The sequence below is a fragment of the Paenibacillus cellulositrophicus genome (assembly GCF_009363095.1).
GTDB lineage: Bacteria > Bacillota > Bacilli > Paenibacillales > Paenibacillaceae > Paenibacillus_AQ > Paenibacillus_AQ favisporus.
Window position 1 is genome coordinate 3,878,652 of sequence record NZ_CP045295.1, and the last position, 13,016, is coordinate 3,891,667.

Here is a 13,016-nt window from a genome sequence, read left to right on the forward strand (position 1 = left end):
CATGGAGTGGTTTTTTAGCGGAATTTACATTCGTGCGCCGGGAGCAGATTCGTTACGGAAAGCCTGGCGGCCAATCAGGCCAACTCCCAGCGCCAGCAAGGTTAGGACGGCTGCTAACAAGTATAGATTCACAATCCCGAGCCATTCGGCAAGGGCAGCCATCACGAGCAGCGAAATACAGAACACCAGATTCAGCAAGGAGGCTTGGGCGGACAGCACTTTCGGCAGAACCCCTTTGTCAACACTGCGCTGAATCAAGGTGCGACGGTTGATCACCGAGAGCTCGGCGAATGGGCCCATCAGCAGCACGAGAATGAGCGCGATAAAGGGCTGGGTGTTGAGGGCGTATATGGCGGTGAGGATGCCATACCCCGCCATGCCGATCAGCATGGCGGCCAGAAGGCTGCTGCCGATGGCGCGTGAAATGGCTAGAACCAGCAGTCCGCCGCCAACCGTCCCCGCAAAATATGCCGCATTAATGAAGCCCCACCACTCTTCGCCTTGGCCAAGCGCAGTCTGAACAAAGGCCAGCGTAAAAGCACCGACCCATACCGAACCGCCCAGCATGTCGATGATGTCCATAAAGGTCAGCAGCCGCAGGCGCGGCATTTGCCAGATGATTTTCCAGCCCTCGGTCAAGGTGTGCCATCTGGAAGCTGGAGCCGCTGCTATGCTGTCGTCAGGCGCTGCATCGGTCAGCTGCTGTTCAAGATGGGCTTCGGCCGGCTCCTTGACGCCCAGTGTAAAGGCCGCTGCCAGCCCGTAGACGACGGCCGTCACCAGCAGTGTTGGACTGGGTCCAAGCAAGGCGACAATAACGCCGCTCAATCCCCAGCCGGCAAACTGTACCACCTGATCGCTGACGCTGATCAAGCTGTTGGCCTTGAGCAGGCCCTGCTCATGTGCGACGAGCCGCGGAACAAGCGCGTTGCGGGCGGGAACCGTCCACCCGTCTAGGAAGGACATGGCGAAGACCAGCGCAAACACAAGAACAAACACAGCGTCCTTTCCTGTAAGCTGCAGGTAAACGGCCAAGCCTACGAACAGCAGAAACTGGCCCGTCTGCGAGAGGAGCAGCAGGGCTGGAAGTTTGAAGCGGTTCAACAGCAGCGGCGCGATCAGGCCGCTCAGCATTTGGGCGCCGCTGCGCATCAGCGGCATAAACGCCGCCGATATGAGTGATTCGGTCTGGTTTAACACCAGCACCGTAAGCGCCATAATGTAGAGCACATCCGCGGCGTTTGCCGCTGTCTGGGTGGTCCACAGAAAATAGAAAGGCCGGGTTAAGAAGGATGATTTCATGGCGGTTATAGTCTCCATTCCTACGTGCATGACGCAAAATGCTTGTAACAAGATTAAGGATACGGGAACTTGAAGTTTTTTACAATGAAGGAAAGACACCTAATAGGGCAAGCACAGAGCCTCCTGGAAAAAGAAAATCAGATATAGTTAATAGCTATAACAGGCTATAACCTTTTAGTAGAACGTTATACCCAAGGGGATATGCTATAGTGATTTTAATATTATTTTCCGAGGAGATTAGCCGATGAGCACACAAACCAAACCTACAAAGCGAACCGTTACTCCGTTTCGATATGATATCGTCGGCAGCTTTTTGCGCCCCCAAGCGTTGAAAGAAGCCAGAGCCCAATTCCAGAACGGTGAAATCACCGCTGAGCAGCTGAGAGAAGTAGAGAGCGCCGAGATCATCAAGCTCGTACAGAAGCAAAAAGAAGTAGGGCTTCAAGCGGTCACCGACGGCGAATTCCGCCGTTCTTGGTGGCATCTGGACTTCTTCTGGGGCTTGGATGGCGTAGAGCGGACCATTGTTGATCAAGGCTACCAATTTAACGGTGCACAGTCCAGACCCGAAACCGCCCGCCTGACCGGTAAAGTGGGTTACAGCAGCCATCCGTTTGTATCGCATTATGCGTTTTTAAAAGAGGCTGCAGGCGAAGACGTCGTTGCGCGTCAATCCATTCCTGCCGCCGCGCAGTTCCTGTTCGAGCTGGACCGGGCAGAAAATCAGGAGAGCACGCAAGCCATCTATCCGAATCGGGAAGAGCTTGTTACGAGTATTGCCAAAGCTTACAAAGCAGCGATCCTTGCACTCTATGAAGCCGGCTGCCGCAGCCTCCAAATCGACGATTGCACGTGGGGAGCGCTTTGCGACGAACAGTTTATGGCCTTCATGAAACAGGCTGGCGTCAACGTGGCGGAGTATGCAAATGAATTTGCAAGATTGAATGAGGAAGTGGTATCGGGTCTTCCGGAAGATCTCATCGTCACCACGCATGTATGCCGCGGTAATTATGTATCGACTTACGCCGGAGTTGGAGGAGGCTACGAGCCGATCGCGCAAACGCTCCTGGGTATCGATAACTACTCCGGCTACTATCTGGAGTTCGATACCGAGCGGGCAGGCGATTTCAAGCCGCTTCGTTTCTTGAAGGACAATCAGCAGGTCGTGCTGGGGCTGTTCTCTTCCAAATTCGGTGAGCTGGAAAATAAAGCGGACATCCTGAAACGGATCGAGGAAGCGACACAGTACGTCGATCTGAACCGGATTTGCCTGAGTCCGCAGTGCGGCTTCGCCTCCACGGAAGAAGGCAATCACCTGACCGAGGAGCAGCAATGGCGCAAGCTTGCTTTTATTAAAGAGATCGCTGAAGAGATCTGGAAGTAATCGAGAAGTTGACAATAACGCCGATATTAGCCGTATGGATGGTGATCCGGACGGCTTTTTTTTCTTATCAGTCGTTCAGGTCCTCCAAGTCCACTCGAAGCTCGTTTAATTTCCCCCTTTCCTCCTTCACCTCTTCAAGTTCCGTATCAGATAACCGCAGCCGCTCAGCTTCTCGGATAAAAGTTCTCACCGTGTCCCGTTCATTCATGGAGACAGCTATATCGGCACGCAATACGTATGCTCGATATCGGAGCGTTACCGTGACATCTTCAGCCTTCGAAAGGGCAAGATCCAGCACTTTGGCTGCAGCCGCCGGTTCGTCTTTGGCGTACATCAGCCGGTACGAGGTTTCGAACGCGCGTGCGAAATGGGTGGTCCTGTCAACAGTGGATTGAGGGGCGGTGTGTTGTGCTCCAATCAACAAACGGTTGCCGGCAGGATCAATGAGATTGAATCTGCGGTCTTCCATCAGGTTGTGCGGTTTGGAGATTCTAGGGAAGCCCTTGATCGGGACTTTCCCGATCCGTTTTTGAGATTGCTGCTGAACTCTTGGTAAACGGCGTCTACGTCAGGAACATGGACATAACACAAGCTGTAGGAATTAGCCTGATCCAATGTCTTGAGTACGAAGAAGTGCAGTTCGACGATGCGATGTCGGACGCAGGCGTACAGGTTTGGTTTGGCCTGCCGATAGGTCACTTCGAAGCCTAATGCTTGGTAGAAATCCAACTGCTCGTCAATCGATTTGCTAGGAAAAATGGGGATTGCGGTTACGGAACGCTTGGTTTTCAAATGAATAACCTCCTTGTTCAAAGGTCTTTTCAACCCGATTTCCCCCCTTATAGTACAACATTCATGCAAATGCTAAAGTTTCAGTGCATTATCGCTGGAGCCTAGATTGAATCGTTCCATAAGTGTCGGCAGAGCTTGTCTATATAAATGTTTATTCCTAAAGAGTCATTCGGGATTAATAATTCAGACTCTCTCTATGTTTAGGCTGATTCAGAAAATATTCAGAGCTGCGCTATATAATGCCAAAAGGCGCCATGAAAGTACCGAATCAGACATAAAGCGATAAAACTCAACATTTCAGAGACTGGTGGTGAAATTCATGTATTAATTTTGGCAAGGACAGCAAGGAGATAAGACACAGATCACTTAAAACATGTTGTACATAGCTGAAACCCGTCCAATGTTAGGGACACGACTTCCTCTACAGAAATTGAATGAAACATTAAGAACCGACGGGAAGATCATAAGGTAGGGGGTAAATAAAAATTGAAGATCATAAAAACAGTACGGATGTCATTCCTAGTCTTCGTGATGATGTTGCCAATGATATCATCCGTGTTTGTTCCGTCAGTAAGTGCAGCGGACGATGTTTTCTACGTATCAGATACTAACGGTGATGATACTAATAACACAGGAACTTCCGAATCGCCTTTTAAGACAATCGAGAAGGCGCTTTCTATGGTCGGCACTTCGGGGGATATCGTTCTCTTGAGTGACGTCACTTTGACGCAGACGTTGACTATTAATGCTTCAGGAAAAACCATAACCATAAAATCCGCTGAAGGCAGCACCTTTTCAATCATTCGTGACGCTAGCTTCGCTAGTAGCTCCTTGATACAAAGTAGCGGTGGAAATATTACATTCGATAATGTGACTATAGACGGTAATAATGTTAGTACTTCTAAGTTATATGAGATATATGTTTCGGGCGGTAACGTCTTTTTTAAGAACTCTGAGATTAAAAACCATATTGTAGAAGGATCTGGAAGCGCTCATGGAGGCGTTGTATTTTCAACTGGCAACACGACGGTCACTATACAAGATGGCACAAAGATTTATGACAACAGGGTGATGGGTACAATAGCAAACAACCCGCCTTCGTTAATGGGGGCCGGCACAGGCGGTAAACTAGTAATTGAGGGCGGCATTATTAGCGGAAATGAAATTTCTTCAAACAGTAACGGTGTTATTGTCGGAATCGGCTCAGCTAGTTCTCCCCGCTTTCGAATGACAGGTGGAGAAATAAAGGATAATAAATTGTTAGGGACTGAAACGGACGAAACCGGACAAACAATCGGGAATGTTGCCGTTTTTATGCGAGGTCAAGCATCCCAAGCTCGTTTCGACTTTGGTGGAACGGCCTATGTATACAATAACCTGAATTCTTCTGTGGAGCAGCGCAACGTATTCTTGAAAAATATCGCCGCAAGAAACAGTGCTTATTTGACCCTGATAGGGGCTATGGAACCTGGATCTAAAGTTGGCGTTTACGCGAATATCATGCCTAACGATGCGAGTCCTATCGTTGACCTTGCGATCGGTGCGGACGGCTACACGGCATCGGTAACGGATTCAACTTATTTCGTATCCGACAAAACCTCGACAGCTGCTGTTGCATACGAAGAAGGCACAAAAAAAATTGTACTGACCCCAGTTGATCTTAAGGTAACACAACCTACAGATCGACAGATTGTTAGTACAACGCCAACTGTAAATGGGCTGGGCACTCCGGGTGCAACGGTAAAACTTAAGCTGGTAAGTGCATCGGATCCGTCTGCAGTCATTGAAGCAGAGGTTACGGTGAAAGATGACGGAACATGGAGCTTTACGCCTTCGACCAAGCTGAAAAGCGGCGACTATATACTGGAAGCGACGCTGGTTAAGAATGGCGTAACGACTGTCCCTCTAACATTAGGGTTGAACGTGGTAGACACAGAAGCTCTGCAGACAGAGGTAGATCTGTTCAACGGCTTAACCGAGACAGACTATACTCCGGAAAGCTGGGCAGTGTACAAGGAGAAGCGGGACGCTGCGTTAGCAGTTCTGGGTAAAGAGGAAGCAACGCAAGCAGAAGTGAATGCTGCACGGGAAGCTCTGGAAACCGCAAGAAACGCTTTGGAAGATTCATTTTCCGAGAGCCTGAAAATTACCGCACCTGAAAGCGGAACCGTAATTGTCCGTAAACCGGAGATTAAAGGGACGGTTGAGCCTGGCTCAGAGGTTGCGGTTGTTATTAAAGATGCACAAGGCAATGAGGTTCCGAACGCAGGTGGACCGGCCACTGTCGATGATAGCGGCAACTGGTCATTCACTCCAGGTGTAGACTTGGAGGATGGCGGCTACACGGTTGAGGTCACGGCTGTCAAAGGCAGCAAGGAAGCGGTAGAGACAAAAACGCTGACAGTGTCTGCTACTAATCCTGAGTTAACCATTATTGAACCTAGCGGCGAGAAAGTAACGGTGTCAAACCCGGAAATTAAAGGTATAGCGGAGCCGGATGCGCAGGTTACCGTTGATTTGAAGGATGAAAGCGGCAATGTGATCGATACGTTTGAAGTGGAGGTCGACAGCAATGGAAACTGGAGCTTCATCCCATCGAAAGAATTGCCTGATGGACAGTACACGGTTGATGCAAGGGCGGTAAAGGATGGAAAAGTGTCGACTGCCTCCAAGACGTTTGTTGTAGATACGTCAGCGGACAAGTCTCCACTGCTCACCAACCTTGAGTTAAAGGATTCGAATGGAGCGGCGATAGGGTTGTCTCCGGCTTTTAATGAAAATACGTATAGCTACACTGCTTATACGGTAACGAACGGCGTGTACCTCATACCAACATTAGATTCGCTCGCCGGCATGGATCCGAACGCGAAAATTGAGATTTCACTCAACGGTGGTACCTGGATCGATGCAGTGAATGCAAAAGCAAGCGATAGTCTGTCATTGAATGAAGGGAAAAACGAGATTGTCGTTCAAGTGACGGCAAACGGTAGAACTACCTCGTATACGCTGACCGTAACGAGACAATCCAGTACCGGCGGAAACACGAGTGGAGGAAGCACGTCTGCACCTGAACCTACTACACCATCCACGGCACCAGTGCCAAAGGATAATCTCGTCACTACCTTGAATGGTGGCAGCAGCACGTTTGCTACATCGAAAAAGACCGGTGACAAGCAAACCGCAGTTCAAGTAGATGCCAACAAGCTGATTCAGACGCTCACGCAAGGTACAGGGCAGCAGCTGGCCATTCACTCGCCAAACGAGGGCGATCTTAAAGTGGACGGCCTGACGGCAGACACCTTGAAACAACTGGCTGACAAAGGGGCAAGCCTTGACATCAGCAATCCGCTTGCGATTTATCCGGTACCAGGCGGCAAAATGGATTTGAATGGCGTGTCCAAGCAGCTCGGTGACGCTGCACTTAACGATATCGCTGTACATGTCGGTATCGCTCGCTCTTCGGCTACCCTGATCGATAACGCCAAGAACAAGGCGGCAGCAGGGGGGTATGAGCTGCTCACTACTCCGGTCGATCTGGACTTGACCTTCACAAAAGACGGCAACACCGTAAGATCCGGTCAGTTGAATGGATATGCGAAGAAATACATCGCGCTTCCGGAAGGCATCGATCCGAACCGGATTACGACGGGCGTCGTGATCAACCCGGATGGCAGCGTATTCCACGTGCCGACGGTGGTCACGAAGATCGATAACCGTTATTATGCACTGATCAATGATCTGCGCAGCAGCGGAACCTACTCGGTCATCTGGAACCCTCAGGATTTTGAGGATGTCAGATACCATTGGGGTAGAGGGGACGTCAACAACATTGCTGCCAGACTGGACTTGAAGGGGAACGGGGATAACACGTTCTCGCCGAACCGCAGCGTAACGCGCTCTGAGTTTGCAGAGATTGTGGTTACGGGTCTTGGCTTAAAGCGTCAAGATGCGCCGCAGGCAAATTTCTACGATGTGCCGACTTCGGTTTGGTACAAAGATGCTGTAGCGATTGCGAATGAATTTGATATCGTTCGTGGCTATGATGACGGCAACTTTAAAGGCGATCAGCAAATCACGAGAGAGCAAGGCTTTGCGATGATTGCCCGCGCTTACCGTTTGGTTCAATCCGAAGCAGTGCCTGGACAGGAGACTACTACAGCTACACTGGCACGTTACGCGGATGGGGCAAATGTATCAGCATGGGCCAAAGCGGATGTGGCCCAACTGATTACGGCGGGAATCATTCAAGGCAACGGACCGGAAGTGCTTAGTCCGAAAGCGCAAATGACGCGTGCCGAGGTCGCGGCCTTGGTCGCTAGAATGCTGAAAGTGACCAACTTGATCGACAAATAATACACCAACAAAAAAACAACCATTGATGACCTGGAAGTCGTCAATGGTTGTTTTTTATGCGGAAATTGAGTTCCTCTTTGAGGTTGCAGCTAAGCCTTTTCCTGATTCACTCGCCAACTTGACCCGCATGATGCCGCCCTTTAGGTACGACCAAGGGAGAGCCCGATACGGGATCCTCGATCACCATGCAATCGAGTCCGAAAATGTCCTTAACAAGCGTGTTGGTAATCACCCTGGATGGCGCACCCTCAGCCATAAGAGCTCCATGCGAGGACGGTCCGTTTTCAGATTTCTTGCATGGTTGGCCGAATCGTGATTTCGTTTATAGCTGCATCATCAGGCTCGTTGATGGCGTAGGCAACGGCTCTGGCGACGCTGTCTGGTGATAGTGCCATCCCGCTCCCTGGCGCAACGGCATCTTGGTACTCGGGTGGAAGAACACGGATCGCCGTTTCCGTTGCCACCATCCCTGGAGAGATGTTGGTGGTCCGGATGCGCGAAGTCGGTGATTCCTCCTGACGCAGTCCTTCAGTGATCGCCCGCACGGCATGCTTAGTGGCGCTGTACACGGCCGTTACCGGAACGACCTTGTGCCCCATAAGCGAAGAAATGTTGACGATATGCCCCGCTTGCTGCTCCCTCATCGCTGGCAAAGCCGCGGCGATGCCGTACAATACTCCCTTGATGTTCACGTCGATCATGCGGTCCCAATCGTCGATCTTCAATTCGTTCAACCAGGAATTGGGCATAATACCGGCATTGTTGATCAGCACGTCGATCCGCCCGTATTTTTGCAGTGCAGCCTGCGCTAATTCCTGCATCCCACGTGCTGAGCTCACGTCGGTCGGCAGGACAATCGCTTCTCCGCCGCTCTTTATGATATCGTCGGCAAGAGATTGCAGCCGATCTTCACTTCTGGCAGCCAATACGAGCTTGGCTCCGTGCTGGGCGAGCAGTTTTGCTGTCGCTTCACCGATTCCGCCGGTCGCTCCGGTCAAAATAACTACTTTCGATTTTATATTTTCCATGGGTCATCGTCTCCCAATAATAATTTATTGTATCGCGCTGTCGACAGCATTTCACTACACGTGTTGTTTATTTAACGTCCGTTGATTAATATTATATAGAGAGAAGGAATGGATTCAATCGTTAAATCATTAGGATCCGTATGATACGCGACATTCATATTAATATTGTCAATTAACTATAGGGAGGTAACCGATCCATGGAGGCTAAAGTCAAAAAAGACCGGCGCATTACAAGAACAAAGGAAGCCATCAATCGAGCGTTCGTGGAACTGTTCTCAGAGAAGGCGTTCGATCGGATTACCATAAACGATATTGCCGAACGGGCAAACATCAACCGGGCAACGGTGTATCTTCATTATGCAGATAAATACGATCTGCTCGACAAATGTATCGAAGATCATTTGAACCAAATGGTTACGGCTTGCTCGCTCAACAAGTCTTTCCAGCAAAAAGTAACGGATCTATTCGAAGCAACGGAAGCGCTGAAATCGCTGTTCGCTTATTTCGAGGATCATTTTCTGTTTTTCTCTTCCATGCTATCCAGTCAAAATACGGTCGCGTTTCGCGAATGTATGCTGGGGATTACGAAGACCTTGATCCAGAAGCAGATCGATATGGAGGGAGCCAACCGAGGCATGGATCCGGAAGTCACGCTTCAGTTTACGGCTTCAGCATTCGTTGGAACGGTAGAATGGTGGATTGCGAACCAGATGCCGCATCCGCCCGCAATGATGGCGGAGCAAGCCATGAAGCTGCTCAAGCGTCACGACATTTATTGTACAGTTTAAAATGTTTCAGAGGAGGCGTCCTGGATAAGAAAAAGCCCCATCCGGCCAATGGCCGGAAAGGGCTGAATACCGCTTTCTCAAACTTCGTTCGTCTCTCCACCGCAACCTGAATAATCACCGCTTGAGAGTCATACGCCAGCTATCCGAGCGGCTGAGCTCCGTGGAGGTTCTCGAGGTATTCACGGCGCTGACCAAGAGGAAAATGGTTTGATCTTCGCTGGTGTTGTTGTTAAATAACACTTTGTTTGGCGTTAAATCCCCGGCACCGCCTCGGGCAACAAACTTTCCCGGAGACGGCTGGGCCTCGATTTTAATCGCAAAGGCTTCATTATTGAACAAAAAATTGAGGTTATTTAATACCAATTTTCTTCCCTTTTTCACCCGGATGACGATTTGCTGCAGTAGCAGCGTTTTCCGCGGCCCTACTTTGACCGGCGTTTTTCCGCCTACAATCCCGCTAAGTTGAATCATGGTCTCACCTCTCTAATGAAATTCCTACAACATATTCATAGAGGGTGAGCTTGGACACGGCACTGCAGGCCATACCACCATGGCAAAGGCAGTACATTTCATTTCGAGTCGGACCCGGATTTCCGCAGCGCTCCCCGATTAATTCACAGCCTCTGAAACGTTGTCGTAATGCCGTCCCAAATGATAAGCTCGCGTCAGGAGGTTATCGAAAACTTCCGGCCTGGAATCCAGCGTATCGTATAGGATCTCAACCCGGCTGTTCGAGATTCCGCAGTAATCGGCTATGCCGACGTTTAGAAGCTGGGAGAGCAATGTATCGTACTGCCTCTTCTCGAAGTGCTCTTTCGGGGCTCCCGCCAGACCAAGCCACAGCACTTGTTGATGATGCAGGTGACTTGCGCCATAAGCATACCCGTTGTTCCATACCCGGTCGATATATCCTTTCAGCATCGCCGGCAGGCCGTACCACCATATCGGGAAAATAAAGGCGAGCGCGTCATGCCGTTTCATGCGTGCGATCTCCGCTTCCACCTCAGGCGAATAGACTTTGTGATCCGAAGACCAATCCGGCTCGTCGGCTTCCCACAACACGGGATTAAAGCCGCTGCGATGCAGATCCAGCACCTCGGTTTCGTGCCCGGCGTCGGCAAGTCCCTGGATAAATTTCTCTGTCACGGAAAAGGTTAAGGAGTTCGCCCGCGGATGCGATACAACCGTCAAAATTTTCATCGATGTCACCTTCCCTCTCTCAAATTTCGTAAGAGTACGGTAAAATTATCAGGTATGCTGTGATAAATGGGAAGTACTTACTTTTTTGTGATATAGACACTTTAAAGTGATATGCTCACCGGAAAGTAATCGTTCATCGGAATCGACAGGAGGGTGGTAATCCCATGGAAATGCAGACCACACGGACGTTTAACATCCCCGCAGAGGCGACGCTTCAGGTGATCGGGGGAAAATGGAAGCTATTGATTTTATGCCATTTGAACTGTGGGGACGGACCGCAAAGAACGAGCGAATTAAAAAAGGCAATTCCCGAGATTACGCAAAAAATGCTGATCCAGCAGCTCAAGGAGCTGGAGGAAGACGGTATCGTAACGAGAACGTCTTACAATCAGGTTCCGCCGAAAGTAGTCTACGAACTAAGCGAGCTGGGAAAGTCGCTGAAATTGATATTGGATCAATTGGATGAGTGGGGCGAGAAGTATATGAATCTGCGTGATTGGAGGTCTTCCTGTTCGGAATGAGGAGAAGATTGCCCCAGATGACTTAGCGTCCCGGAAATCTAAAAAACGAGCGTTGGCCGATGAAGGCTCGCGCTCGTTTTTTAGTGAAACATCATCAGGATATGCCATATCAAACACTAATTGATTTTCACCAGCTGCCATTGCTGGTTCAGATCGCCCCGGTAGAGATTTTGCTGAAGCTTCGCTCCATCCGCTGAGGAGGCTCCGGCAACCTCGACGGCCTTGTTGCTGTTTACATTGAGGATGCTCCAGTACCCATTGCTCAGTTTGATCAATCTGAACTGCTGTGCGGTATTCCCCAGATCCTGCATGAGTTGGACCGCTTCGCCGTTGTTCTTCGTCCCGTTTCGGATATCCATGACTTTTTGGTCGGCCGAGCTGACGCCTTGCAGCCTGTACACGTTGTTGTAAGTCCCCAGATCATCGGCAACCGATTGCTGGGCTGTTGCATTGTTGTCTGACCATTGCTGAAGCTGCAGACATTCCCTACAAATACATCTCCCGGGCCTCTTTACCAAAAAATCCGGTTACGTCCTGATACTCGGCGATATCGATCCGGTGCTGCCGCATGATTTTCTGAATAAAAATGGCGTCCGCAAAGAGCATGTTGACGATTTTTTCGCATACTAACGGGGTGTCCTTGAGATGATCGACCAAATCATGAATGTCATGAAACTGAAAATAAAGGATATAACAGACATAATTCTGAAGCAGCATGCGGAAGCCGTACTCTCGATACGGGTTGGTTCCGGCATCCAAGAGAGCGTCTCTCAGCAAATCGAAAAATCTTGTTTGATGTTCCGAGTGAAACCGGAGCAGCTCATCCACATCATTGATCAGACGGAATACGGTCTCAAACCCTTCTTCTGAAGGCATAAGCAGTTTGGATGATTTACCCTCAATCGATCTTAGCAGCTCCAGCGTGAGATGTTTACCGGCCTGAATTTCGTGCGGAGTGATTAGCAATCGATCCTTATACTCATCGTGCTTGTCGCAGTAGTAATCGTGGTATAAGGAAAAATAGCGCTCTACGCGGATACCCGTTTTCGTATGAACCAAATCCCGGCCGCGGAATGAAAAGCCGTACAGGGTTCCCTCATTAACCGGGTGGGCATAAAGGTAGAAAAAGAAGAAAAAGTCCCTTAGCTGCTCTTTCTGCACATCATTCAACCGGGCCGCATCTGTCAACTGTCCCAATTGAAATAAACTGTAATGTTTCATGAAATCATTCATTGCACGGTAAGGATGGGGACTGGCAACGGACGTCGTCGAATTGATCGTATACAGGAGAAAATAGAGGATCTGCTCATCGTAGACATCGAGGTCCGGAAAGTAACCCGAGAGCAGCGGCTTCCAGTCGGGGTTAGCCGTGTACCGGGGATCTTTCGGCTGTAATGCGTCTGCCCATTCCACAAACGGTTTGTCATCATGACCGGCAAAAAATAACTCGGCGCTGTCATCTTCGAAAAGGCCGTATTCAAAGCCCTCCGTTTGCTCAAGCTCGAATTCTCTATTGAATTTGATATTCAAATATTCGTTAAATAGCGATTGACGTGTCATTTGTCTGTTCCTCGGTTCCTTAATCATTCTCTTGCATTCGCGTGTTGGCCGCTAACAGGCTGCTTTAGAGGTTTTCGACATGAAGCGG

General features: G+C 49.7%; 12 protein-coding genes and 1 pseudogene. 4 read left to right on the forward strand and 9 right to left on the reverse strand.

The genetic code is table 11. The features are described 5' to 3' along the window. Nucleotides 1-24: 24 nt before the first annotated feature. Nucleotides 25-1,302, reverse strand: a complete 1,278-nt coding sequence (locus GCU45_RS17350) for an MFS transporter (RefSeq protein WP_152399759.1) — start codon at nt 1,300-1,302, stop codon at nt 25-27. 244 nt (nt 1,303-1,546) lie between these two features. Between GCU45_RS17350 and GCU45_RS17355 the strand changes: the two genes are divergently transcribed. Then, a complete protein-coding gene (locus GCU45_RS17355; RefSeq protein WP_152399760.1) occupies nt 1,547-2,686 on the forward strand; it encodes a 5-methyltetrahydropteroyltriglutamate--homocysteine S-methyltransferase in 1,140 nt (379 codons plus the stop codon). Between the two features lie 67 nt (nt 2,687-2,753). Here GCU45_RS17355 and GCU45_RS17360 read toward each other — a convergent pair whose 3' ends face one another. Both GCU45_RS17360 and GCU45_RS17365 read right to left on the reverse strand, forming a co-directional pair. Continuing rightward, nucleotides 2,754-3,155 carry a DUF8817 family protein gene (locus tag GCU45_RS17360; protein ID WP_152399761.1) on the reverse strand — a complete coding sequence of 134 codons (402 nt, stop codon included), beginning with the start codon at nt 3,153-3,155 and terminating at the stop codon, nt 2,754-2,756. Further along, nucleotides 3,155-3,511: a DUF8817 family protein gene (locus GCU45_RS17365; protein ID WP_152399762.1), complete on the reverse strand. Its 357-nt coding sequence runs from the start codon at nt 3,509-3,511 to the stop codon at nt 3,155-3,157. Before GCU45_RS17365 ends, GCU45_RS17360 begins: the two co-directional genes overlap by 1 nt. Before the next feature lie 453 nt (nt 3,512-3,964). Between GCU45_RS17365 and GCU45_RS17370 the strand changes: the two genes are divergently transcribed. Then, nucleotides 3,965-7,831 (forward strand): S-layer homology domain-containing protein, encoded by a 3,867-nt coding sequence (locus GCU45_RS17370; protein ID WP_152399763.1) that lies wholly within the window; start codon nt 3,965-3,967, stop codon nt 7,829-7,831. Nucleotides 7,832-7,937: 106 nt separating this feature from the next. Here GCU45_RS17370 and GCU45_RS17375 read toward each other — a convergent pair. Beyond that, a pseudogene (locus tag GCU45_RS17375) lies at nt 7,938-8,096 on the reverse strand (ABC transporter ATP-binding protein); the annotation flags it as partial. 19 nt (nt 8,097-8,115) lie between these two features. Next, the gene (locus tag GCU45_RS17380; protein ID WP_152399764.1) at nt 8,116-8,859 is read right to left on the reverse strand and encodes an SDR family oxidoreductase; all 744 of its coding nucleotides are present in this window, start codon (nt 8,857-8,859) and stop codon (nt 8,116-8,118) included. Between the two features lie 197 nt (nt 8,860-9,056). Between GCU45_RS17380 and GCU45_RS17385 the strand changes: the two genes are divergently transcribed. Then, complete coding sequence (locus GCU45_RS17385; RefSeq protein ID WP_152399765.1) at nt 9,057-9,647, forward strand: TetR/AcrR family transcriptional regulator; 591 nt, start codon at nt 9,057-9,059, stop codon at nt 9,645-9,647. Between the two features lie 114 nt (nt 9,648-9,761). Here the strand turns inward: GCU45_RS17385 and GCU45_RS17390 are convergent, their stop codons facing one another. Continuing rightward, nucleotides 9,762-10,118 carry a hypothetical protein gene (locus tag GCU45_RS17390; RefSeq protein WP_152399766.1) on the reverse strand — a complete coding sequence of 119 codons (357 nt, stop codon included), beginning with the start codon at nt 10,116-10,118 and terminating at the stop codon, nt 9,762-9,764. A 138-nt stretch (nt 10,119-10,256) separates the two neighbouring features. Next, nucleotides 10,257-10,847 (reverse strand): NAD(P)H oxidoreductase, encoded by a 591-nt coding sequence (locus GCU45_RS17395; protein WP_152399767.1) that lies wholly within the window; start codon nt 10,845-10,847, stop codon nt 10,257-10,259. Between the two features lie 164 nt (nt 10,848-11,011). Between GCU45_RS17395 and GCU45_RS17400 the strand changes: the two genes are divergently transcribed. Beyond that, complete coding sequence (locus tag GCU45_RS17400; protein ID WP_145948194.1) at nt 11,012-11,368, forward strand: winged helix-turn-helix transcriptional regulator; 357 nt, start codon at nt 11,012-11,014, stop codon at nt 11,366-11,368. 116 nt (nt 11,369-11,484) lie between these two features. Here the strand turns inward: GCU45_RS17400 and GCU45_RS17405 are convergent, their stop codons facing one another. Both GCU45_RS17405 and GCU45_RS17410 read right to left on the reverse strand, forming a co-directional pair. Next, a complete protein-coding gene (locus tag GCU45_RS17405; RefSeq protein ID WP_244364119.1) occupies nt 11,485-11,769 on the reverse strand; it encodes an RICIN domain-containing protein in 285 nt (94 codons plus the stop codon). A gap of 85 nt (nt 11,770-11,854) precedes the next feature. Beyond that, the gene (locus GCU45_RS17410) at nt 11,855-12,928 is read right to left on the reverse strand and encodes a hypothetical protein (RefSeq protein WP_152399768.1); all 1,074 of its coding nucleotides are present in this window, start codon (nt 12,926-12,928) and stop codon (nt 11,855-11,857) included. Nucleotides 12,929-13,016 lie beyond the last annotated feature (88 nt).

Excerpts from the sequence above, each read along its gene's own strand:
- GCU45_RS17350 (WP_152399759.1), bottom strand. The coding sequence starts at position 1,302 with ATGAAATCATCCTTCTTAACCCGGCCTTTCTATTTTCTGTGGACCACC.
- GCU45_RS17355 (WP_152399760.1), top strand. The coding sequence starts at position 1,547 with ATGAGCACACAAACCAAACCTACAAAGCGAACCGTTACTCCGTTTCGA.
- GCU45_RS17360 (WP_152399761.1), bottom strand. The coding sequence starts at position 3,155 with ATGGAAGACCGCAGATTCAATCTCATTGATCCTGCCGGCAACCGTTTG.
- GCU45_RS17380 (WP_152399764.1), bottom strand. The coding sequence starts at position 8,859 with ATGGAAAATATAAAATCGAAAGTAGTTATTTTGACCGGAGCGACCGGC.
- GCU45_RS17385 (WP_152399765.1), top strand. The coding sequence starts at position 9,057 with ATGGAGGCTAAAGTCAAAAAAGACCGGCGCATTACAAGAACAAAGGAA.
- GCU45_RS17390 (WP_152399766.1), bottom strand. The coding sequence starts at position 10,118 with ATGATTCAACTTAGCGGGATTGTAGGCGGAAAAACGCCGGTCAAAGTA.
- GCU45_RS17395 (WP_152399767.1), bottom strand. The coding sequence starts at position 10,847 with ATGAAAATTTTGACGGTTGTATCGCATCCGCGGGCGAACTCCTTAACC.
- GCU45_RS17400 (WP_145948194.1), top strand. The coding sequence starts at position 11,012 with ATGGAAATGCAGACCACACGGACGTTTAACATCCCCGCAGAGGCGACG.
- GCU45_RS17410 (WP_152399768.1), bottom strand. The coding sequence starts at position 12,928 with ATGACACGTCAATCGCTATTTAACGAATATTTGAATATCAAATTCAAT.